At 38.4% G+C, this 24,157-nt stretch carries 22 protein-coding genes; 5 read left to right on the top strand and 17 right to left on the bottom strand.

Annotation, left to right across the window (positions count from 1 at the left end; all coding sequences use genetic code 11):
• Nucleotides 1-41: 41 nt before the first annotated feature.
• The gene (locus L870_RS0103530) at nucleotides 42-1,118 is read right to left on the bottom strand and encodes a DUF6329 domain-containing protein (RefSeq protein WP_028516957.1); all 1,077 of its coding nucleotides are present in this window, start codon (nucleotides 1,116-1,118) and stop codon (nucleotides 42-44) included.
• 569 nt (nucleotides 1,119-1,687) lie between these two features.
• Between L870_RS0103530 and L870_RS0103535 the strand changes: the two genes are divergently transcribed.
• Nucleotides 1,688-2,257 (top strand): hypothetical protein, encoded by a 570-nt coding sequence (locus L870_RS0103535; protein ID WP_155250135.1) that lies wholly within the window; start codon nucleotides 1,688-1,690, stop codon nucleotides 2,255-2,257.
• 822 nt (nucleotides 2,258-3,079) lie between these two features.
• On the opposite strand, the gene L870_RS0103545 is transcribed toward L870_RS0103535, so the two are convergent.
• The 8 genes from L870_RS0103545 to L870_RS18335 form a co-directional block, all read right to left on the bottom strand.
• A complete protein-coding gene (locus tag L870_RS0103545) occupies nucleotides 3,080-4,015 on the bottom strand; it encodes a DUF1848 domain-containing protein (RefSeq protein ID WP_028516959.1) in 936 nt (311 codons plus the stop codon).
• A gap of 10 nt (nucleotides 4,016-4,025) precedes the next feature.
• Complete coding sequence (locus L870_RS18330) at nucleotides 4,026-4,922, bottom strand: hypothetical protein (protein ID WP_155250136.1); 897 nt, start codon at nucleotides 4,920-4,922, stop codon at nucleotides 4,026-4,028.
• A gap of 52 nt (nucleotides 4,923-4,974) precedes the next feature.
• The gene (locus L870_RS0103560) at nucleotides 4,975-5,601 is read right to left on the bottom strand and encodes a hypothetical protein (RefSeq protein ID WP_028516961.1); all 627 of its coding nucleotides are present in this window, start codon (nucleotides 5,599-5,601) and stop codon (nucleotides 4,975-4,977) included.
• Nucleotides 5,594-6,883: an AAA family ATPase gene (locus L870_RS0103565; RefSeq protein ID WP_028516962.1), complete on the bottom strand. Its 1,290-nt coding sequence runs from the start codon at nucleotides 6,881-6,883 to the stop codon at nucleotides 5,594-5,596. The genes L870_RS0103560 and L870_RS0103565 overlap by 8 nt, the downstream gene beginning before the upstream one ends.
• 389 nt (nucleotides 6,884-7,272) lie before the next feature.
• Nucleotides 7,273-7,785, bottom strand: coding sequence for a hypothetical protein (locus L870_RS0103570; protein WP_028516963.1), 513 nt, complete (start codon nucleotides 7,783-7,785; stop codon nucleotides 7,273-7,275).
• Nucleotides 7,786-7,898: 113 nt separating this feature from the next.
• A complete protein-coding gene (locus tag L870_RS0103575; protein WP_028516964.1) occupies nucleotides 7,899-8,609 on the bottom strand; it encodes a metallophosphoesterase in 711 nt (236 codons plus the stop codon).
• 54 nt (nucleotides 8,610-8,663) lie between these two features.
• Nucleotides 8,664-9,347: a metallophosphoesterase family protein gene (locus L870_RS0103580; protein ID WP_028516965.1), complete on the bottom strand. Its 684-nt coding sequence runs from the start codon at nucleotides 9,345-9,347 to the stop codon at nucleotides 8,664-8,666.
• A gap of 124 nt (nucleotides 9,348-9,471) precedes the next feature.
• The gene (locus tag L870_RS18335; RefSeq protein ID WP_155250137.1) at nucleotides 9,472-9,810 is read right to left on the bottom strand and encodes a helix-turn-helix transcriptional regulator; all 339 of its coding nucleotides are present in this window, start codon (nucleotides 9,808-9,810) and stop codon (nucleotides 9,472-9,474) included.
• A 451-nt stretch (nucleotides 9,811-10,261) separates the two neighbouring features.
• On the opposite strand from L870_RS18335, the gene L870_RS0103590 reads away from it, so the two are divergent.
• Complete coding sequence (locus L870_RS0103590; RefSeq protein ID WP_028516966.1) at nucleotides 10,262-11,542, top strand: phosphatidylinositol-specific phospholipase C domain-containing protein; 1,281 nt, start codon at nucleotides 10,262-10,264, stop codon at nucleotides 11,540-11,542.
• A 411-nt stretch (nucleotides 11,543-11,953) separates the two neighbouring features.
• On the opposite strand, the gene L870_RS16535 is transcribed toward L870_RS0103590, so the two are convergent.
• Nucleotides 11,954-12,637 (bottom strand): PH domain-containing protein, encoded by a 684-nt coding sequence (locus L870_RS16535; RefSeq protein ID WP_051411397.1) that lies wholly within the window; start codon nucleotides 12,635-12,637, stop codon nucleotides 11,954-11,956.
• 981 nt (nucleotides 12,638-13,618) lie between these two features.
• Here L870_RS16535 and L870_RS0103605 point away from each other — a divergent pair.
• Together L870_RS0103605 and L870_RS19860 are read left to right on the top strand one after the other, a co-directional pair.
• A complete protein-coding gene (locus L870_RS0103605) occupies nucleotides 13,619-14,173 on the top strand; it encodes an RNA polymerase sigma factor (protein WP_028516968.1) in 555 nt (184 codons plus the stop codon).
• On the top strand, nucleotides 14,160-16,556 hold the full coding sequence (locus L870_RS19860; protein ID WP_028516969.1) for a hypothetical protein: 2,397 nt from the start codon (nucleotides 14,160-14,162) through the stop codon (nucleotides 16,554-16,556). Before L870_RS0103605 ends, L870_RS19860 begins: the two co-directional genes overlap by 14 nt.
• A 594-nt stretch (nucleotides 16,557-17,150) precedes the next feature.
• Here the strand turns inward: L870_RS19860 and L870_RS0103620 are convergent.
• Both L870_RS0103620 and L870_RS19710 read right to left on the bottom strand, forming a co-directional pair.
• On the bottom strand, nucleotides 17,151-17,378 hold the full coding sequence (locus tag L870_RS0103620; protein ID WP_028516971.1) for a hypothetical protein: 228 nt from the start codon (nucleotides 17,376-17,378) through the stop codon (nucleotides 17,151-17,153).
• 109 nt (nucleotides 17,379-17,487) lie between these two features.
• On the bottom strand, nucleotides 17,488-19,905 hold the full coding sequence (locus L870_RS19710; protein WP_028516972.1) for a dockerin type I repeat-containing protein: 2,418 nt from the start codon (nucleotides 19,903-19,905) through the stop codon (nucleotides 17,488-17,490).
• 219 nt (nucleotides 19,906-20,124) lie between these two features.
• Here L870_RS19710 and L870_RS0103630 point away from each other — a divergent pair, with 219 nt between their 5' ends.
• Nucleotides 20,125-21,057 (top strand): phosphatase PAP2 family protein, encoded by a 933-nt coding sequence (locus tag L870_RS0103630; protein WP_024859461.1) that lies wholly within the window; start codon nucleotides 20,125-20,127, stop codon nucleotides 21,055-21,057.
• Between the two features lie 2 nt (nucleotides 21,058-21,059).
• Here the strand turns inward: L870_RS0103630 and L870_RS16540 are convergent, their stop codons facing one another.
• The 5 genes from L870_RS16540 to L870_RS20015 form a co-directional block, all read right to left on the bottom strand.
• Nucleotides 21,060-21,197, bottom strand: coding sequence for a hypothetical protein (locus L870_RS16540; protein ID WP_242836481.1), 138 nt, complete (start codon nucleotides 21,195-21,197; stop codon nucleotides 21,060-21,062).
• A gap of 366 nt (nucleotides 21,198-21,563) precedes the next feature.
• Nucleotides 21,564-22,811, bottom strand: a complete 1,248-nt coding sequence (locus tag L870_RS0103645) for a hypothetical protein (RefSeq protein WP_028516973.1) — start codon at nucleotides 22,809-22,811, stop codon at nucleotides 21,564-21,566.
• A gap of 142 nt (nucleotides 22,812-22,953) precedes the next feature.
• Entirely contained in the window at nucleotides 22,954-23,196 is a 243-nt protein-coding gene (locus L870_RS18915) for an NUDIX domain-containing protein (RefSeq protein WP_341349458.1), read from the bottom strand.
• Between the two features lie 178 nt (nucleotides 23,197-23,374).
• Nucleotides 23,375-23,524 (bottom strand): hypothetical protein, encoded by a 150-nt coding sequence (locus L870_RS20010; RefSeq protein WP_278244598.1) that lies wholly within the window; start codon nucleotides 23,522-23,524, stop codon nucleotides 23,375-23,377.
• Between the two features lie 47 nt (nucleotides 23,525-23,571).
• Entirely contained in the window at nucleotides 23,572-24,054 is a 483-nt protein-coding gene (locus L870_RS20015; RefSeq protein WP_278244599.1) for an SOS response-associated peptidase family protein, read from the bottom strand.
• Between the last annotated feature and the right edge of the window lie 103 nt (nucleotides 24,055-24,157).

Below are 24,157 nucleotides of genomic sequence, written 5' to 3' on the forward strand. Positions count from 1 at the left end.
TCAGCCTCAAACTCGACAGTCGTGTTTATAAGTAGCTCACCTCACATTTTTAATTCGACATCTTCTAACGGCGACTCTGGAGCCGCCTTTACTTCTTCCTCTGTCATAAGGTCCCATGCACCGCAGGTGTCATAGAAGCTGACGTAGATATCTCCCTCGGAAGTGTGGATCTCATGCTGCTCAAAAGACTCGGCCCACCCATCACTTGCTTGTCCACGGAGCTCATGAAGCAATTCGTCATACTCGTAGCTGTCAAGCTCACCGCAGGTCTGGCAGGTAAATACTCCCATGAGCCTGTCGCCGACCTTCTCAACGGAGGGGAATATGGAGTAGACCTTATCTGCGAAACGTTTTCTGTCTCCGAGATATGCCATAATTCCACGGTTTTCTTCCTCATCACACTGATATGCCTCAATAGCACTGCTGATCTCGCTTTCGTACTCAAGCACCTCGAAATCCGAGAGTTCCTCGGTGTCCTCAAAGAATTCGTCTTCATCCTCATCAAATGAAGGCTTGATCTCTCGCTGAACTTTAAGGGGACAGTAGAACTTCAGCTCAGTGAGCTTCTCAGCCTCAACATGGATATCCGGCTGAAAGTCTACGCCGATATCTGTGTTCTTCGCCATAGAGATGTCATCCCTCTGAGCGAGCTGCTGTATGATAGCATTTTTGACAAGGCTCTCAACCTCATCCATGTCAATCATATCAGCTGATGTGAAGTCTGTTTTGCCAGTGTGAGCAAGTTCGGTGATCTTTTCAACAGTATCCTTGATCATGTCGTGAAGTTTCAGTTCGGGTTCGGAAGTCTGGTACCTATCGTAGATCGACTTAGCATCAGGCACGAACATGGAAAGGCGAGGATAATCAAATCCTTCAGCCTCGATGAGCAGTCCGTCTTCGCCGTACTCATCAAGCAGCATTATGCAGTGGTAGGCATTCTTGTCCTCGTACATAAGGTCCCTGGCGGCAGTTATCGCCTCATGCTCCTGATATGGGTTTGCTTTCAGCCTTTCAAAGTCTGAGTGAGGCAGAAACACCCATTTCTCGACCTCACATCGTTTGGTGTTGTGATCGGAAGCCTTGTGTATCAGCTTACCGTTCATGTAGAATTTGTTCATCTGATTCCTCCTGTTACATAATTATTCCATAGACAGCAGGCGTGATCTGCTTTCTATGTATCTGGCGGAGAGCCTCCGCTGGCTTTTTCGCGTCATAATTGTTCTGTAATCGTAACTTATATTCCGCGCAGGAGAATTTTACTGTTCGACCGCTTCACACACCGCACAAATCGTTCACAGCGGCTTTTGTTGCTCTCGATGGTGCAGTTTCCCGAACTGCAACCGATGCCGACAAAAACGGCTCACAAATCGCTGATAGGTTTACTATCACTCGGTTTTCGAAGAAACAAAAAAGGACTCGATTCCAGTGTTTTCACATTTCGTGAAAACCGCTAAAACCGAGTCCGAAACTTTGTGTACTATTTTTTGCCGAGAAAATCGATATTTGCCTGTATTTCGACCTATATTCACTCCGAAATTTTTCCTTGTGAGGGTTCAAATCCAGCCAGAGGCCTAAAATACCCCAATGTCATCCCTCATTTTTTCAAGAATATTTTCGGAATTTTGGCAGCAAAAAAGCCCGATATTTCGGGCTTTTTCCTGCATGTCATACTTTTAGTCATGCTAATATGGAAAACGGAGTCATAAAAAATGATCTTATGAAAAAAATTTCTAAACAAGTTTCATGGTCGACATTAAATGGCTGCTCATTGGACATTACAGCTTCTTATAAATGGCAAAAAGAAAATAACAGGGGCGGTTCAGGAACCTTTAAGACCTCTCGCAGTGAAGAAGAGATAATGAAATTGAGAACGTGGTCAACCTATGAAAAAGAAGACGGAACTATCGAGTTCATCCCATTTTATAGTCTTGAATATTATGGATTCGATGATTTAAGTTCAGGATGGGATACAATGTTTTTTGATATAGATCAACAATACATATCGTTTGTAAATTCAAAATTAGCAAATAATACAGCATTTTCTCCGGTTCAAGAAGCAGAAATAAAAGCACATAATTATCTGTGCTGTTTATTGACTATATTTAACTCAGATTTCTATAATGAATATTGTAGGAATTGTGAAGGGGATGTACCTGAGTATAATATTGATATAATGAAACATTACACTAACGGTAGTTCCACTTCTCAAAAAGGCGACGCAAACGCAGACGGCAAGTCGGGCTTGCGGATGCACTGACCATACTCCAGTTTATTGCTAACTCTCAGAAATACCCTATGTATGAAGAAGGCTATGAGGTTGCTGACATTGTCGGTGATGGTGACGGCGTTACTCCTCTCGATGCACTCGAGATACAAAAGTGGGATGCAAACATATTCTGACGCCTTTATAAATCCACTCTCTTATAAAGCCGAGTCCCCTTTATGGTGACTTGGCACTGATAAATAAATACCGGTTATCAACCGCCTGAGTATCGGATCTCACCGTTATTCAGGCGGTTTTATATCGTAACCTTGCATCTTTTCAAAAGTTAAAGACTTGTTAAGAATTTCCGTGTTATAATCAAAGCATAGAGAACACCGATACAAGATACGGAGGAATGCACTATTATCTGAACAAAGAAATACAGCAAATTTTATGTAAATTCCGCCATTATAAACAGCCATTGCACAGTCAAAAGAAAACGGCATATAGCCATATTCGCCTATATTTACAGTTTCTACGGGCATAAAAAAGAACCCTTATTTTGTATTAAAATAAGGGTTCCGATATGCCAAAGTACGCCAATTTTGATACAACCAGAAGGGCGTATTCTTTTGGTACCTCGCGTTTTCTTTTGCTATACCGCGAATTCTTTTGGTTTTTGCGTTTTCTTTTGGTATATGCCGATTTCTTTTGCTCTATCAGGATTCACACTTATATATCTGTGTATCACAATGTATTAGTAATATAATTTAGTATTAAATTTAAAAATTACATTCTCTGATTACAATCTGCGCCCTGTGTTTATTCACAGGACGCTTTTTCATATTTTTAAATATAAATTTAATTCAATGCTAATTAGAACAATGTCAATTGAGAGTCAATATTAGACTGAACTTTTCTTATATTAACCTTATCTTCGTCTCCTATATTCCCGCAAATAAGTGGCGAAGTTGAAATATGAGCAGAATGATTTTTTGATGCAACGCTTGAATTGTAGTTTGCATAACAGTATGCACAACCATTTTCACAGGTATTATACATGCCGATGTCTATACTTTCAATACAGCCACAAACACCTCTTTGATTTTTATCCTTGCCTATCTTCAGCGTATAATTGCCCAATCTTTCTAATCTCTGCTTGTCAATACAGCAAGCGTGGGTTATACCCAATGATGAAAGATCATATTCTTCAGCACAAGTGTCTATATATATGCCTTCATTCTTAGCAACGGAAATAAAATAGCTCATAAGTTCAAGCACATCATCATTTGATAGCGTCTGGATATTAAAGCGTTTGGTATTGCGAGCAGTATTTTTATATAAGTCAATGAAGCTTACCGTACATTTTTCCGTAAACTTACTTAATTTTGAGCAAAGAGTCTGAAAATACTTTTTGTGATATTCGATGGTGTAATACTCATTTATAAAAATAGGATCATATCTCCACACTACTCTTTCTTTTCCGATGAGAGAAGATAACCTTTGAAAAGCAGGAATGATATAATCGTTTTTGGACGGAACATTCGGTTCAATATCCTTTCCGTATGCATTCAAAGTGAACTGAAAATAATATATATACTTTTCTAATTCAGATATTCTTTCAATCATTGGAATAGGATTTTTAGTCCAAAATACAATGCCATCAACCACGTCAGGTGACAAGTCTATTTTGCTGATCTGATGGATATTCATTGGATTACGAACACAGACATAACCTTCTTTTATTCTGTTTAAAAACCATTCTGAATAGTATGTGGGTATATCTGTTCGTCTGCTGGCACTTATAATCATCAAATCACCTCTATTCTATTTCAATAAGCATTTGAGCACTAGAACAATCTCTCCACGGTTCATATATTTCTAAATCATACTCAGATAGATCGAATAATGTATCATTACTTGGATGTTTCTCACCGTATTTTTGAAAATCATTTTTAATTCTGTAATCAAAATAATAGCATTCACATCGTCCGTGATAATTATGGCTTTTAAGAGCCTCAACCAAATCCTCAAAGAAGTTTCTGCCTCTGTTACAGCTATTCACATCATTTATTATGATGATAAATGGATCATCCTTTTTTCTTGTTTCTACAACATTCTTGATAAGATCAGAAAAAAACTGCCGTACAATACCTATTTGTCCTGTATTATAAAAGTGAGATATAACATATTGAAGGACTATAACATTTGTATCAATAATGGATTCTTCGTTAAAATACTTTATTGCATCTTTATAATCAAACTCTACATGATTGATAAATATGCTATTATAAGCCATTATTCTATCATGTATCATTCGCCAACGAGGATTAACGTCAACACCAAAGTAACGAATATCTTTTATATCATCGGCTTCATGAGCATATTGTTCAAAAGCCATTAAGTCTGGTGCTGCGCCACAGCCAATTGAAAGAATATGGTATTCCTCTATTTCCTTTAATTTCTCACTTTTGCGGAGTAAATATAGCATTTCAGATGCGTATTTGTTTATGTAATCGCAGACATAGAAATTAATCATATTTTCGCAATCATAATCCTTTTTTCCATTAGGATATTTTGAAGGATAATGAACTTGTTCAAGGCAAATTTTACAACTTCCCGAACATTCTGAAGGATGATTGCAGTCATGACATAAGTGAGTAGTATCTGCATTGCGGTATTCTGAATTACAAAATTCAACAATTTCATTTATAAGCATAATAATCTCCTTATATGATAACTAATAATTAATCATATTTCGAATCAATTATTCATCCAAGGTAATCATTAATATCCTTGATCCAAGAAATATCCGCATTTTCAAACTTCCCAATAAAATGAATAAAGTTGGTGCTGCCTGATACATCATCACCATTATCCATTTCTTTTACACGTTCACGCATTTCGTAATAGCTGCGTCTAAATATCTTTGAACACAACTCCTTGACCTGATCTGCATGTGCATCATAACCTACAATACCTGTAAGCTCCTCGATAATGTTACCATTTGTCTTTTTACCTTGATTTTTAAGGTCAACATCGCCAAAATGAGATAAAACGATCTGCATTGTACATGGATTTGCAAATATAACGACCTTATCCGTTGCTTCTGATTTTGCATGGAAGCCGTTGATCTTATTTTTTATCTGAGAATACTCTCTGTACGGAGCTTTATCCGTATCACAAAATACAAGTATAACTTCGTAGGCATCATTATTGTATGCATCCTGATATCTTGCAAAAATATTTGAAGCACTTTTGGCGTTGATCGGATAGAAGTCATAAATGTCTGTACACCATACGTTAAGTTGCAAAAGCCTGTTGAAGTATTTAGTGTCCTCAAGCCCTTCACAAATAACACAAACACGATGCCTATAACTAATCGGAGGCTTAGCCATTATTCTGCACCTCCAGCAAAGACTCAAACAGGTCTGGCTCAGGAAGAGCACCGAACACGCCGCGCTTATATTTCTCAATAAGATCGCTTGTATCTCTTACTCCGTCCTTTTCAGCAGTAAACTCGGATAACGAATATAAATACGCATTATCCATATCCTTATGTGCAAACCATATCTGCTCTTTTCTGAACAGCTTCTGACAGTCAAGCAACGTAACATCATGAACAGTGCATATAAGCTGCGCCTTTGTATTGAGCTCGTTATTAAACATAGCTATTATAGCTCTTACGAGCTTAAAATGCAGGCTGTTATCAAGTTCGTCTACCACAAGGATATGTCCGCTTTCAAGTGCTTCTATCACATAACTTGCAAGGCAGGCTATCTTTTTAGTTCCTGTAGAATCAAATACAATACTTGGAACAGTTAGTCCCTTATATGTCGAAAACAAATGCAATTGATCCATAAATGAACTTGAGCTTTGTAAAACCTTTTCCTGAGGATTCGATTCTGAAAAAGAAGCAAACTTTCCCATCATACTTTTTTTAAACTCATCATCATTAAGGAATTGGTAGTTCTCAAGATAAAGATCAGCATTAAGAATGAAATTAACTATCCTCTTTGTCTTTTTGTCAGACATTTTAAGCATTTCAATAGTCTTTTTCATCGGTATATTATTCATATCAACAATATCTATCTTCTTTGCAAATGAAGTGATGATATCCTTTATTTCAGTAAGCACAGAAAACTGCGACGTATCAAGAAGGTAAATAAGGATATTATTCTTTGCTGTAAACTTCATTGCCGATATTACAGCCTGCTTCTCTTCTTCATGAAACGTATTGCATACATACTCCTTGTTTTTAGTATCTCTGAGCAGTATTACGGTTTCCTTTCTATTCTTATGGACATCGTATGTTATCTTTGAAAACTTCTCATAAATATAGTCATTCTTTGGGAAATCATACTTTAGTTCAAAGCAGTATTCATACTCATTATCACAAAAAGTAATTGCAAACTCGCTGACTGTATTATCTGTAAAAATATTGGTGGTCATTACCGTGCCTTCATTAAGCATAATCCCCCTTATGGCATTAATGCATTTAATAAAGTTAGTCTTTCCGACATTATTCGGTCCCATAATTATTGCAGATTTCAATACATTAGTTGAGTTTATCGAGACTACATTGCTTGGAAAATGCTTGTTTCTCATATCAGAGCGCATAGTAAACTCTGTTTCTGTGTTATAAATAAAGCAGTTATTTACCTTTAAAGAGATAAGCATTCTATCAACTCCTAAAATATCGTTTTATATATTATACCACATAAATATATTTTATGCAAGTATTTTTCACAAAAAATAATACAAATGTTATAAATCGCTCCCCGTGCCGAAACACAGGGAGTTTTGTCATTTTATAAGCTTTATTTATATATAAGCAGACTGAAACCGAACCTCCTCTGCTCAGTGCACGAAACGGCTGACCGCCCCGAACACAAGGTTTTCAGATCAGGCAGGGCATATTTGTATCATCGGCTGTGTCTCTCAACAGTCAGAAAGTGAACGTTGACATATAACAGATAACATTTTTATTAATAACCTAAGATAATAGAGTGTTTTACAATAAACCTCACTCCGCTGTTATCTGAAAACTGCCTGATCTCGGAAAACATTTATATCTCTACATCAAATTCCACTGTTGTATTTGCCAGATCCAGCGCCATCTGAGCTTCAGCAAGAAGTGCTGAGGTCTCATCAAGGTCTTTTTTTGCAGCAGTGACATCATAGTTGCTGTGAATATATTCAATGAAGTTGGAAGAATGGGATAAACTGCTGTTTACTCTTTCCTTAGGCAGACGAGCTGCCATCCTTTCAAGTTTCTTCTTTCTTGCTGTCAGCTGCGGGATATATACAAGCATCTGATCAATAGTCACATCAAATCCCGGGATTACATAGGACAGATTGAATTGGTTGATACTGTGCTTCAGGCTGATAATCTGTTTCTCAATATTCTGAAGCTCTGCCTGCATTTCGATATATGAGTATTCCGGACGTGCCATTTCTATATCTTCTTGAATAGCAGCTGTGAACACCGAGGTCTTCTGCTCTTTATCAAGCAGGGCGCTATGTAATTCATTCAGTCTTTTCAGTTCTTTTGCAGCCTGTGCAGATGTCATTTTTTTCATTTTTGTATTCCTCCAATCATTTATACAGTTGAAATTTATGGCTGATCTGGTGAGCTGTTTCATCGGGCAGAGGTCTGAAGCTGATACAGGTCAGTGTTCTGCAGATACATTTCTCAATGTGTCTTCTGCCATTCAGCAGCCTCTTCTTTTGTAAAAACGCCGTCATTGGAATAGTATTCGGTCATATCTTCAAGCCGTATGCAGCCAAGCTGTCCGCCGGAGTTAGGGAATCCGCAGCCGCAGTCTATATCAAGCATTCGCTTCCCGTGAAATATATGCATCGTTTTATGAAACTGCAGTGTCGGAGTATGACCGAATATGACATTTTTTCTCGCAGGCATTTGGGAATATGGCGTCAAACGGTGCCATACCATAAATTCTTTCAGGTGATAGCGCCTCATATTTTCGGTTTCAAAAAGCTCCTGCGGTGCGGCGTGAACCAGTATGAATTTACGCCTGTTGACAGTTATCTCTAGTTGTACAGGAAGTGTCTCCAGATAGCAAAGCAGCTCTTCCTGCTCCTTTTCTGTAAGTTTGAAAAACTTATCAAAAGTTATTAGGCTTCTGTTATTCCTCCACATATATTTATAGTGCAGGTTTTCGGGATGCCGCAGAGCATTTACCATCATATACTCATGATTTCCCAGCAGCAATGTACAATTTTCCATTGTACGTATCTGCTGCAGCAATTCAATACCATAATCTCCGCGATCTATAACATCTCCGAGTATATATAAATGATCATCCGGTTTCAGGTCTATCATGGATAGTATAGTATCAAACGCTTCCTTATTGCCGTGAATATCTGAGAGGACATAATGCATCAGATACCGCCTCTTATTGCTTTTTTTGCCAATGTTCTGATCTCCTTTTGCACCCTATAACGTTTCAACACTATGAAACAGGAAGTGCATTTTATCAATATGCTTATCTGTATGCCAATGGCCGAGATACCATGCCTTATATTCTATTGCTTCTTCTATGGTATCAAGCCATTGTTCCGTACTGTTATCTACTTTTGACTGATCTATTCCTGAAAGGAAACATTCTGTGGGGATATATTTATACGGACAGGTATGAGAAAATACTACGTCTATCTTATTATTCTTTACCTGTTTCTCAACATATTCCTTTATTGTCGGCGACGGCTGCTCGTCCGGCCACCAATTATAGCCGTTTCTCAGGCGATAAAACTTATCAACGCTGTATGCGCCGCCTATAACTATGCATTTCTTTCCTTCCAGCTCAAATATATCTCCATCTACAGGAAACAGTATATTCGGGTATGCTTCCTCATAAAGAACGCGTCCGCCGTTCCACTCCATTTCCTTATATGAAGCTATATTCTGTGGACGGTTCTCATGGTTGCCGTGAATGCAGAAGAAAACAGCGCCCATATTATTCATTTCTTCTTTTATAAAGGTGTCTCTCAGCCTTCCTGTATAATTTATGCCTACATCCCCGAGAATAACTATTATATCTCCCTCTTCAGGCTCATATTTCTCATAGAGCTCAAATATCGGATCAAGGGAGCCATGTATATCTCCGGTTATATATATCATTGTATCTCACCAGCCTTCTGTTATCAACTATTATACCATATATATATATGTTTGTCACTAAATCTGTGGTTTAGAAATAAAAAACGGCATATCTTATAAATACGCCGTTTACAGAGCTTTTTTACTATATTATAATGTCCAGGCATGATATATATACATCTCTCAGCATTTCAGAATTTTTCGCTTTTCCTGCTACCCATTTAATAATATCAGCAATATGATTTTCAGCAGTACTGTCGTCTTGTAATATAAGGAGACCTTCTACAGGCAGGTGCAAAGTACAAGCAAGTACATACAGATTATCGACAGTCGGAAGTGATTTTCCCCAGAACCAATGATATATTGACTGATAGCTGTCAAGCATAAGTATTTCCTGTAGCTCTGTCACCTTTATTCCTGCATGATCACACAGGTATCGTATATACTGTCCTGTTTTATCCTGATCTATAATTTTTTGCATCATATCACACTCTTTTCTTTTTAGTTGGTGATATGTTACCATTATTCTATAAACTATACAAGAGCTATTATTACCGAATTATCAGCCCTATCTTTGTCGGACATGATACATTGCTTTAAATCTACAATAAGTTCATATATGGGCTACGCTCCTATGCGAAGCTGTCCAAGTCAGACAAAGTGATAAGCTATAACAGCGCAAAATTCACCGATTACAAAATTGTAATTTAATTACAAATCTGTAATTCTGCACATTTAGCTGAAGAAATATGATATCATGTAATCACACCAAGGGAAACAACTTATCATCCAGGTGTCATATTTGCAGCTGATGTAATAACATCTTGCGTCTCTTGTGTTAAGTATGCGGTCAGAATACTAAACCAATGGATAAAATGATTCAGCGCGAAAACAAACAATATTTATTCTAAATGATTAAAAAGGAGGTCCAAATTATGGGACAGGGCGGTAAAATTAAAATTGAAAACAAAACAGATTCAAAAATGATAAGACGTTATTGTAAAGCATATCAGATGGATGCATGGAGTTTTCCTGAAACTATTGAAGCAAACTCAAGTGCAACTATTTACGTTGAATGGGATGAATGTATCTTTCATGCAAAAGGTGATGACCGCGGTACAGTCATATACTGTCTTGGTAATTCTCCGGAAAAAGAAGTGCACATTTCTCTGTTTGATGCCAACGAACGAAATTTTAATGTTACACGTTTGAAGTTTAACGGCATTCCTTCAACCCCTCAAAAAGTTGCTTGGCTGCATGATGGTGTGATGGTTGTAACAGTAGAAGAAAAAAAGCAGGAACCAGCACCTGAATATAAACCAGCAGAGTATAATCTGAATGGGCCTGTAACGCCATCAAGATGGATGGGATGGATAGATGATGAAACTCCTCTGAATAAGTTGGATATTCCCGGAACACATGATTCTTTTGCGTACTGTGTTCCTCATGCAGTAGTTGAAAGCACTGCCAAAACACAGGGTATCGATATTATGGAGCAGCTGAACATCGGTTGCAGATTTTTAGACATAAGGTTCAATCAGAATCTTGATGGACGTCATGGCATTATAGACTGTAAGGATTCTCTGTGGAAGGCAATGGAATGGATAAGATCATTCCTTAAAGAAAATCCCAAAGAAACGATTCTTATGAGAACACGGCTTGAAAATGAGGATAATGTATCTATCATGGACTATAACCTTAGTTTTTTAACTTCAGAGTATGGTGATCTGTTCTGGAGGAGAAACGGCAAAACAGAGTGGCCTAAATTAAAGGAAGTAAGAGGAAAGGTAGTTGTTCTCGATGGTCTTACTGGTAATTACTTCTTCAGTCATGGATATGGCTTTAAATACGGAGAAAACAATATTCCTGATATGCTGATACAAGATGTATACAATCCACTTGAAGGTGATTTGAGGAAGCAGTTTAACGAATTTGAACCACATGGTGTCGAGAATTTTAAACTTTCACTTATACAGAAGAATTTAGATATTCCATTTGATCAGAACAAATTAAAGATCAATTATGTAAGTGCGGTTACTGGTTGGGCAGGAGCTGCGGGAAACGGCCAATCTCCCAAATCATTTGCTGATTATCTGAATCCTCGTGTAGTGGACTGCATTTCCAAAAAAGAAAGCTGTTATACTGGTGTAATTCTCTTTGACTTTATTGATGAAAACATTACAAAAACAGTTTATTCAAAAAATGGCTTAAAGTAATAGATAGACTTACATGTGATCCTGAACAATTACAGCTCAGCTTGTATAAAAACATAATATTCCAAGTCAGATTTAAAATCAAACGCTCTCCATAAAAAACAAATGGAGGGCGTTTTTTGTACTTAATTCGGTAATTAACCTTTTTCTTATTCTGTAACTCTAAACTATATAAGGGCTATTATTAACAGATAATCAGCCCTATATTTGTCACAAATGATGAATGGATATATACCTCCGTAGGTGCTGCCTTCAGCAGCAACTGTATCCAAGGGGCTGTAGCAAATGCTCTCGGTATCTGGACGGCAAAAAAAGGCCACGACGTCAGACATTCTCATTAAAAAGGCGCCCTCTGCAAAAGGGCGCTTTTGATCTATAATTAACATATTACGGGATGTGATCGGATCTTTCAAATCACCATCGCCTGTCATTGTTCTCATTGTCATAAGGTGAATTATCATAAGGCGAATTATTATACTGCTGCATATACGAACGCATATCCCTCGGGGCATTTCCGGGCATGCCAGTAGCAAAAGACGGCTGATACTGCATGATTGTCTGATAAAGATTTTCGTAATCCGAAATATTTTCGATCTTGATATCGCGCTGATGCGGTGTACGCTGCTTGCCGGCATATACGATCTCGTCAAGTTTCAGAACAACATCGCCCGTTAATAAGCGTTTGTCAAAAAAAGATTGGTGTGTACCAACTGAGATAACTTGCTGATAGGTAATGCGCTCGGTGGTGGTATTGAAAATACCGTGCTGAATATAAACTGCCTGATCGGTAACGCAGTAGTATGTATTTTTCGCTCTCGCAGCAGAAGTCAGCACACCTCCAAGATACAGCCAGACAGGCATCAGATGAAGCAGAAAAAATGGAATAAGGAATCCCAAGAAGCTTTTTTCTGCACTGGCTGATGAATGAGAATGTGAAGCACCTGTCGCCATGAAGATAAATCCCAAATCAATTAATCCCCAAATCAATGCAAACGGCAGCAGCGGATTAAAAATTGCTTCCATAACAGAAACTTTTTTGTTTTTTGTTCCAGACCAGAGAATGTGCTCGTTCGGTCCTACCTGTGATTCCAGAGACATAATAATCATCCTTTCATGTTAAAAAACTTACTGTTAGTATAACATGACTTTGCATATTTGTCAAGGAAGCAGTCAACTGCAAATGCCGCTAATTTTATTCCCGTATTTCTCAAACATCTGAACGTAGGAGATCTATCCGAAAAGATATTCACGTTAATGGGTTTATCTATAAAACAACAAGGCTCTCACAGTTCCGGCTGTGGGGACTTTTTTGTACACTATTAAAAAAGAATGGCCGCCATTGGCGGCCATCATGTTATAACGTTGATTTTGTATGCTCTACAATCTTCGAAACCACAATCCTATCAGTACAGATATTCTACGGTTTAGATCACTTTATATTATTCCTGTTTTTCTTCGATTTTTCGAAAGTTTTTATCTGAGTGACAACAAAATCTTTTGCATAAATTTTTTTGTAAGTGTAGGAAAAGTGTAGGAAATATCAACTCGCACTTTTTGATATGCATTATATTTTTCATCAATTGCAGCTCAGGCTGCAATAAGCGAAAAGAAGTAATTCGGAAATATACTCAGATTGGCTATTTTACGCTGAATCTGGACGATGCTAAAGAATACCTTTACGCGAAGTCCACTAAGCGTAGGATACTAAGCTGGCGTGATATTCACGTTAATGTGTTTATCTGAATAAAACAATAAGGCTCTCACAGTTTCGGCTGTGAGAGCTTTTTTATGCTCTAAAAAAAGAATGGCCGCACATAGGGCGGTCATCATTTTTTGCAGCTTTCAATAATAGTAGAAGTATCGCAAGCAATTCATCAATTAGCATTGAATCACAGAAACTGATATGATATAATATGTACAATCAAAAGAAAGGAAAACCAGATGAAAACAGACGCAATAATATCATTCTGATAATATAGATATCGCTTCTCAAAAAAATTTTTTAAAGGGTGCGACATTCATGATGTTCCGTACGTCTAATTATCAAAGGAAATATTTCCTGTCGAAAGGAGAATAACAATGAGTAACGGTTCAGGTAGCTACAGCCGTTTTCTCTCAGGTGACAGGGACGCAATTGAGGAAGTCATAAAAGACTATAAAGATGGTCTTATATATTACATCTACAGTATTATCGGAGATATGGAGCTGTCCGAGGAAGCCGCGATCGATGTGTTCATAAAGCTTTATGTAGATAAACCTGTTTTCAACGGAAATTCCGCATTCAAGACATGGTTATATACTATAGGAAGGAACAAAGCCTTTGACATCCAGCGGAAACGCTCAAGGATAACGGAAATATCTCTCGATGGCGCTTATTCCGTCCCGACCGGGGAAAATATCGAACAGAATTACTTGCAGCAGGAGAAGTGTTCAATGCTGAGACTTGCTGTGAGCAAGCTGAAACCCGAATACAGCCAGATTCTTTGTCTTATCTACTTCGAGAATTTCGATAATGCCGAAGCAGGCAAGATAATGAAAAAAAGCAGCAAGCAGATACGTGATCTGCTTTACAGAGCGAAAAATGCTCTGAAAAGAGAACTCGAAAAGGAGGATGCTGAATATGATGGACTATAAGGAAATGGCCGCTATCGTCAAGGAAAGAGGCGATGCTATTATCGCTGAAAAAGCTGAACATACACGCCGTATCCGAAAAGTATCAGTCGCTGTTTCAGGTATTGCAGCATCAGCCGCAGCCGCATTCTGTATCTGGCATCTCAAGGATTCAGCCAAATTCATTAACATGTCCCCTGATAACAGTAACATCATCGAAGATATTACAGAACCTGTTACTTCTCCGACTGCCGAAAAGGCAGCTGCTGTCTTATCAACGACAGCAAGCCATTCATCCGCAGCAGCTTCCGTAACGAAAGCAGGGTCAACAGCTGTTTCTTCAGCAGATGTATCCTCATCAAAAACTACCAAATCATCTGATAAAGCATCTGCGTCTTCCAATGCCGTTGACAGTATTATTTCGTCAGCAGCCGTACAGACAGAATTTGTTCCTGTGGAAACTACAGAAACTGTTACAACATATGATAATGAACAACCATTAAACGAAGGGAGAATTATTATGAAACGATTTGCCGCACTTTCAACCGCCTTGCTCATGCTTCCGAATGTATCAGCTGCAAATGCTGCATCTGAAGAGCCGTTAAAGTATACACGTACAGACAAGTATCCTGATTATATCCAGAACTTGATAACCTGCATTGAAGATTATGATCTTGATATTGACATAAACGATGACGGTAAATTTGACATCTTTGACGCCTATGCAGTTGAACGCAATTGTTCTGACGAACTTCCTGAATATATCGTCAATAATATAAACGCCTGCGAAGAAAAGATAAATGAATTCAAGCAGGCTACAGGCTTGAATGCGAATATCTGTGATATTACGGAATACTATGTACGTACTCAGCCGGTAAAGCTTGAATACTTTGACCCTAATTACTATATTGACAACTGTCCTGATACATATAATGAACCTGTTCCGCTTGAATATATCAGGCATGATGACGGCGATTTCGATATAATTGATTTCTACGATACAATGTTCTACGAAGAGTCGGACGGTAAGTTTGAAAGACTGAAATACCACGGCAGCGATTCCGCAGACAAGTTAATGTCGCCTATACATTATTTTATAGAATATTATCTCAAATCAGCTATGTGCTATACCAATGCATCATATAATGTAATGGCTGAGCTTATGGATAATGGCTTAGTTGATGCTGATATCGATTCAGACGGTGAGATCGGTTTTGATGACATCATGATGTTGTATAACTTCCGGGACAAATTCTATGATGATTATTATGAGACCTGTTATGGTTACTGGGACGAAAATGATGAATATCACAGTCTGGAACCGGGTCAGATACATGAAAGAAAGAGAACATATGACGGCTTCCTTGAGGACTATGAAGAATATATTTCTTTCCTGAAGGAAATGCCAAATTATGATGAGAAAACCGACTATACTACCAATCATCCGCTTTCAGAGAGTGAATGGGAAAAGGCAACAAAATTCTATGATACCGCTTCTCAGTATTCGCTCCATTGCTTCGCTGATATTGAGCAGACGCTGTTTATATATTATATAACCAACTATACGAATTTCAGCCCTGAGATCTTTGACAGCAGTTATTATAACAGCGAGGAAAACCATTTCATCAGCTGGGATATATGGGGATATCTCTATAAATACAAGAATATTTACGAAACATACGGCGTAAACGCTGTCAGAAGCCCCGAAGACAAGCCTCTTGATCCGCGGTTCGCAAAATATGACATAGAAAAGATGTTCCCTGAGTATTATGATGCTGTCAAGAAAGGTGAGATCCCTGAGCCTGACATAAACAAGGACGGAAAGACCGACATTCAGGATTATGCATTTTTCAAGGATCTTTTTACTGAGATACCGGCGCCTGAAGCTCCTTCATACTTTATCTATGCGAAAATAGATGCACCTCAGGAAGTACGTGACGCTTTCAATAACGATTACGACTTTAACAATAACGGTGTCAGCTGTGATATTGGAGAACTTGAGTGTATAGAGCTTTACATTGCAAAGGCTGTAGGAGCTTCGGATTATGATGATATACTCGATATGCTCGACAAGTATTATGCAGAAAATCCGTCCCTTGATCCTATTGCAATAATAAATGAAGAAATAAAAAACATGAATGATCCGCAGACAGAAGAAAAAATCAATGAGGAAGAAAATGAAATAATCAGCTACATGAGCTCCCTTGACCTGTTCAAAACCGTAACAGGTGATTCCAATATCGACGGAAACGTGGATATGTCCGATGTGGTATTAATAATGCAGTCTCTATCCTATCCTAATAAATACAAACTGACTCCGCAGGGAAGAAAAAATGCCGATCACGATGACAACGGCGTTACCAACGCAGATGCACTTGCTGTACAGATGGGACTTCTCGGTTTATAAAAACTTTTTAGTGTTCATATATTACAGCTGATCAGTGTAGACAAAGCAAAGATACTGACAAAAGAAGATATACTTGATAGAATCCTAAATGGTGAATTTTCAAGCTTTATTGAGCTGCATTCCGAGACAAGAGGCGACATTATTTATATCCCGGAACTGGAAATGAAAATCAAACCATATGTCTGGGAAGTAAAGGAAAGAATAGTAAACATCAGCTTTGATATGTACAGTGATGTATTGAAAACGCGCTTTTTTGAGTTTAGTACAGGTTTGGGCCTGCTTTTTCGGGCTTGCGCGGAATTGCAGTGTGATCCCTTTGCAGAATTATTTGTCCAACCGCAGGAGAAGTGTAGGAAAAATAAAGTTGAGAATAACTATATCTTTTGTTGGAGCATGAGCCATGATTTTTGTTTTTGTCGGTTATGCTGCATTTTGAATATGATGTGTCCGGAACAACAATGGGAATTTTGGCGAAATGACGTAAAATCAATGGGGCATAAGAGAGTGCTTACATATTCAATGCAGGTGGGAATATAACAAGGTTAATGATTATAAAGGGACGGCGTGAAGCCGTCCCATAAGTTTTTGAAATATTTATTCTTGTAAGGATTTCTCTATAACTGTCATTATCTCTTCCAGACGCTTACCACCGATACCTTTGATTTTGCTCAGTTCCGCTTCAAGAGCCGGGAGATCAATGGTCTTGCCCTGATCTCCGAGAAGCTGATCACCATATCGAAGAATGAACTTTGTAAGCTCCTCTCGGTTCATCTTCTTGATCTTCTTATAGGTGGCTCTGTCAATAATCTCTTGATTTGCCATATGTAGCTCCTTTATCATTTCTCTTATCACCAATTATAGCATAATACCGATAAAATGTAAATACATAAGAATGAAGCTCCTCCGAAAGGAGGAGCCATTGTAATAAAAATTATTCGATTGGATTAAGACTGCTTATAAGGTTGAGAAGATACTTTTGTATTTTTAAAGCATCATTTCCGGTAATACCCTTTATTGAGGTATCAACATCAGCAAGTTCCTTACCTCTTTCCGTTATAGCACTTGGAGATATTCCACCTAAGCCATATTTGTTCGGGTTAGCGATAGATTGCATTATTAGTACAACGTCTGACATATCAACCTGACCGTCGCAGTTAGCATCGCCCTTCATATAGTAGAAAGGTGTGAGCGTAATATTTACTTCCTTTTTCTGTAAAGCTGTACCATCAAAGCGCACGATAACCGGAGTTGCACCGGTGTATTTCTCTTCAAAATCAGTAAGTATAACTGCATATGTTGCATTCGGTTCAAGATTTACCTCAATAGTACCTGCTTCGGCAGTGGTATCACCCTCTATACACTTTACTCCTATCTTTTCTATATCGGATATATGGAGTTCCTCTGCTTTTGCTGCATACTCCTCAGGAATACGCATTACCTTGAATTTTGTATACGGGGACTTGCCTGTTTCTGCGTCAAGCACAGATATCTTCGCAGAACAGCCCTCTGTTTCACTAACATGGTAAAGCTTCAAGGTAACTTCCTTTTTATCGCCGTCCTTGTCAAATGTTATAAATCTGGGTGCAGGATTGATAATAGACATATTTTCTGAATTGGCGATAACAGCATACTTTACATACGGTTCAAGCCCATTAACGGTAACTGTTCCGCTCTCGGGCACTACTCCATATCCTTCCGCAGGTATCAAACCGCCGTTGGTAGCCTCAATGCCAAGCTCATCAGCCTTTTCCTCATTCTCCTCTGTAAGACGAACTACTCTATACTCTGCACCATTAAAAGGCTTTCCTGTTACACCGTCAATCACTTTAAGATCAAGTGTACAGTTAGTTTTTGACTTGTTCCAGCTTTCAACGAACAGACAAGGCTGACCTACAGTAACGCCGTCCTTTATCTCAAGTGATAAAGCTTCATCTTCTTTAGGGATAACGAAATCCTTTCCGAATATCTTGCGTACCGCTCTTGCCTTATATCCCTGTTCATCAACTTGCATATAATCATTTTTGTCGAAAAATACCTGGTAACTATATTTTCCGTCAGGTAAGTGGATATCTCTTGCTGTAGCATCAAAGCTTCCGTACTCATCGGTATATACTTGCAGAGTATACTCGCTCTGATCCATTACCCTGTAGCCCTCATAGGTTCCGTCTGCGGGATCCACAACAAGATCTGTCCAGTCATAAACGGTTATGTCTATATTTGGCTTCTTATCCTCTTCGATCGGAACTGCCCTTATCACAATATCTTTTGTATCGCCAAGCTTTGAAAAATTGAATGAAGTACTCTTATCAATATGATATCCCTCAGGCATATCCACTATTTCAACTGAATACCACCGGAGAGCAGCTAAGTCCTTAATATGTTTTACGGGCTCATCTGTTGTATCCCACTCGTCAATTTTTTTGCCCTTCGCGGTGAAGATATCGGTTATGAACTTTACCTTTACGCCCTCTACAGGCTTGTTTGTATACATATCAACTATAGATACATTTACCTTACAGCCGTCCTTGGTATATTCAACCACCTCAGGCTTCATACGTATATAATATGTGATTTCCTTCGTAAGCTTTCCGCCTACTACCTCGATATCCATAAAACCGTCCTTATCGGGAAATTCCAGATAATCTTTTATGAACTCCATATCCATAGCGGTCTTTGCGATATCTAAATCCTCGGTTATCACCTCATAATCGCTGTCACTTGGAACTACTTTTATCTTGTACTTGCCGTCAGGAAGATACATATCATATACGCCCCAGCCCAGTGACTTAGATGTAAAGCGTTTACCGTCCTCATCATATACATATGCATACAGGAAATCATTATACTCCTTTGTCCCCGCCATATATCTGCCATCTTCCGAAGGAACGGCGTTTGTCCAGTTATCTGCGAAAAAGCGTACGCCCCTTTTGGCATTTTTCGGAACGCCTCTGATGACTATTTCCTTGTTCTCTCCCTCATTATCAAACCTGAAATCCATTTCAGAAGGGAGATCGTATTCTTCCGGAGTATCACTGAAATGGATAGCGTACAGGTAGTTTTCATCAAGGCCTTCAAAGGTCTTAACAGGTTCGTCAGATGTATTCCACGGCCCGGATCCCAACCCTGTACCATGGGGATTTTGCTCAAACCAGAGCTCAACTCCCTCAATGTTTTTGCCTGTGTCGATATCCACAACGGATATGGTCACAGTGCATTCTCCTGAGCCCCAAAACATGTCAACAGACGTTCCCTCTTCTGCCGTTGCACAAAATGTTGGTGTAAGAATTGCTGAATTTGCTGCGGCAAGCATTATAGCTGTAACTGCCGCAAAAAACTTGTTTGGTTTCATAAGAAACCCCCTCTCTTTATCATAGTACTTATAATATAGCACATTTTTTAAACATAGTCAACGCGAAAATATATAATTTGTCACAAAAATATCTTTGTAACAGGGTAAATACTTACGAAACGCTGACTTGACTAATACATAGCTGTATGCTAAAATTAAGGAGCTATATCATTCAGCTGCTTTGTGAAGCAGCAACAGGAAAGGAAATCAGTACCGATAATGACACAAAAAGCGATCAACGATACAAATAAATACAGGAAGATGATAAAGCTGCTCATAGCTGCTCTGCTTTTACTTATCTTATTGTTCCTGACGGGAACATTCTGCGACAGGGCTGCGGCGGAAACGCTTTTCTCTCCAGATAATACTTTTATTAAGGTCATAACGTCAACAGGGGTCTACCCTATATATGCGGTACAGGTACTGTTTTACGGAGCCCTTTACGAACGGACCCTTCATTCGTCAAAAAGCAAGCAGTTCAAAATGGTTATATGCACCTTTTTTATTCTTACAGCGTTATTCTTAGGATTCAACGGCGGAAAAACCCTTGCATCAAGAAACAACTTAGGAGAAATATTTCCGTCATTCATCGGAAATCTTCCCGTGATAATAATAATCAGTGCAATACTTGAATATCCCCTGTTTTTTATAGGATATTTTTACGCAAAAAAATCAGATGACAAGCTGCTTACACAAAGAATATTCGGACTTTTCATTGTGCTGCTTTTCGCATTTATATCCATGCAGGTGATGAAAAACTTTTTTGACCGTCCGCGATACCGCACCGCAGTCCTCGGATATGAGGGGATAACATTTGTTCCGTGGTACAAACCGTTTACAGGCGCTGAGAAATACGTTGCTGCATACGGTATCAATGCCGACGAATTCCGCTCCTTTCCCAGCGGCCACAGTATATTCAGCAGCCTGTCAACGTGCATATTTCCCTCTCTTGCATGGCTGTTTCCTAAGCTGAAAAATAAGCAGATGCAGCTTTTCGTTGCAGGCTTTATTTTCTGTATCATCATAATGTTCACAAGAATGTTACTCGGAGCGCATTACCTGAGCGATGTCTCCGCAGGAGCTATAATAGGCGTTCTTTCATCTATAGCCTGTGCAGCAATACAGCTTCGCATATCACAAAAAAATACATGAAGTCATAAAAAAAGCTCCGACTGTATAGCCTGCGGTGTATTGAAACCGCATCTTGCCTGAACATCGGATATTTTGAAACCTTTGGATTTTATGATATTTTTGATATTATTACCTGTTGCCTTTACATCGATAATTGGCATCGTGAGCAACTCCTTTCCTTGTATTATGAAAACCAAAACACCGCCTGCTTGCATACAGACGGTGTTTATCATTTGTATGGATCACAACACAAAGAAAGTGCTCTCCGAAATGACTATCCACTATGTTCTGTACGCAGCACAATAAGAGCTTCTTCACTCTCATGATAGAAACTTTCCTCATAGTGTTCGCTGTACAGATAAACCATAGTAAACTGTTTCATTTCGGGTAACTCCTTTCGTAATTATTTTTGATACAGAGGTCATTCTTGACCATTGATTTTCTGACTATACCTGTATTATAGCACAGCTTTTCGGAAAAAGCAAGTAAACCGTGGGTATACTTAATAAAGCTAACATTATAAATGATTACTTATTTAATCCTTGTACTTTCCAAGGTATTATCTGCCATTCACCATTATTTCTCCAAGGTGGAGCAATTTCGTCATTTTGATTTACATATTCGACTCCAAATTCTAATGGTTCCGTTATGGTTTCATCCTCTTTTTTCCATGTTGCTTTAGTTAATATGCGTGTTAAGCAACATCCACGCTCTTCAATCTCTTGTATTTCAAAATCAATTAGTTGTTTTGAAGAAAAAAGCCTTTTGCATTCGCCTGCTCTTTTGCTGTCTGTACCTTCATTTGAAAATAGTTTCTTCAAATGTTTGGATAATTCACCGTAGTTTCTTTTTTGCCAAGCTTCAAATGTTTTTATTATTGGTACGACGTAAGGGTATTGTTCGCAGTCTTCCAATTTAGGACATCGCGGAATATCTTGCCCAATGATCATTTTACGCGGTTTCCATTCAGAAACTATTTTTCTGTCCTCCCGGTTTTGTTTGATTTTAGACAGAGATACTGAGAGCGGAGGAGGATTATTCTCTTTTTCAAACTTCTCTTTTCTATTAGATTCATTGGATTTTAGTTGCATCCAATCAGCCAGGCTAAATAATAATGCGACACACTTACAAGAAACATATTCGTTTCCATAATTAAGATCTCTTCCATGGAGTATTCCATTTCTGTATGGCATTCTGATTTCTTCTGCATTTGTTTTGGTTCTTTTTTGTGTGAATATTTTTTTGATTTTTTGAAGTGAATCATCACATCCAACTAAACAATCCCACGCCGAAACATCTGTTCCATCAGCAAAGAAACCTTTGCTACGTGTATAATCGTTAACTGCTCCATCAATTATTATTAAAAATAGCGGAACGCTTGCGTAATAACGTGCATTAATGTGATCGTCAAATGCTTTTTGAATTAAATCGAATCTATCCATAAATGGCTTAGCTTTATTCTTTATCCGATGAATTTCTTCTTTAACATCGCTTATATAAAATGATAATAAAACTTTTTCTCCTTCATCCTTGCTTTTAGTTTCATACGCTATAACAGCTTTTTCAGCTACTTCTATATTCATAGAATCATACAAGCACCAACCTGAACCAGAAAAATACTTATAATATTTTTCGATTACTTCAATTGAATGGTTTAATTGATTCTCTATCCTTTCCGCTTCTTTTCTTTGTTCTTTAGTCATTAAAAAACGAAATGATTTTGAAGCTTGTATATCAGCTCTCAATTTTTGAACACTATGCAGGTTGCTGTCCATAACGATTCTCCTTTTCTTAAAAAGCAAGCTTATTATCAAACTAACACATCTGTTCATTAATTATCTCCACCAATCCCATATCCGCAGGCAGCCACTCCACACTATCAAGCTCACCTTTCGTAAGCCACCATGCATCCTGTGCTTAAAGTAAGATCAAATCTTCCTCGATTACCTCGCACCAGAAGCAGTCCATCGACAGATGAAACTCATGATAATCATATTCTATCGTGGCGAGTTCTTCTTTGAGTTCACGAACTAATGCTTGCTGCGGAGTTTTGCCCGGTTCTATCTTTCCACTGGGGAATTCCCATATTCCTTTGAATTTGCCGTATCCACTTGCAGTCGCAAATATACGTGACTTTGTCTGAAGTGAGTCGCATATCACAACTGCAACTAATCAGTTATAATTACATTATAGCATTTATTGTGCATACAATCAATGAACATAAAGTGAATATATATAATATGTTCATTGTGATATTTGAATCTAATAAATAAGCATTCATTTGTTTTGAATGATAACCTAAAAAAAGCCTCCCATATGGGAGGCGGCCTTATTATTCCTATGCTGTTATGAACTCCATCGGAGATCTGTGATACTCAACGGCTGTTTCGATGACCATATTTGTCAGTGCTCTCTCAGCAATGCTGAAAGGGTCTCCATCGGGACGTATCCAGTCCTTTACGTCCCCTTTATCTAGTATAAGGGGCATACGGTCATGGATATCCTTTACACTGCCTGCAGCTTCTCGCGTAAGTATTAGAACATAGGCACCTGCATGCCGCTATGTTCCTCATATCGGTATAGTCCTGCGATATATGTTCTATCTGAACCTTCGGTCTGTATGGCGAATTTGGCCTTCTTGGTATTGCGATGCTCTTTCATGCTGCGGCTATCGTCCTCATATACTGGGTATCCCCATTCATAATACCATGATGCAGGGATAACACACCTTCTCCTGTACCATGAATCTTTCCACAGTACCTTTGTATCAGCAGTCTCCACTCGACAGTTGACAAGTGGCTTAGATGAAGCCTTATGTGTGAATCCCCATGCCATAGGAAATATAGCCATTTGTCCGTATTTGTTCGGTGCAAGAACCGGAGATATATCTGACGGGAATAAATCACCTGACATAATCAGGCTTTTACCAAGTTTTATCGACATTTCCTGAGCAAAGGACATTTTTCTTATCTTAATGAGAACCTCCGCCATTTCCTTTGGTTCTATCCTCAGAGACATACACACGAAGATCGCCTCCCAACATTCAAATAGAATATATGTTCCGCTATCATTATAGCATTTATAATAAAAAAAGTCAAGATAAAAGAATACCGCCCGTGAT

The sequence above is a fragment of the Ruminococcus flavefaciens ATCC 19208 genome (assembly GCF_000518765.1).
Classification (GTDB): Bacteria; Bacillota; Clostridia; order Oscillospirales; family Ruminococcaceae; genus Ruminococcus; species Ruminococcus flavefaciens.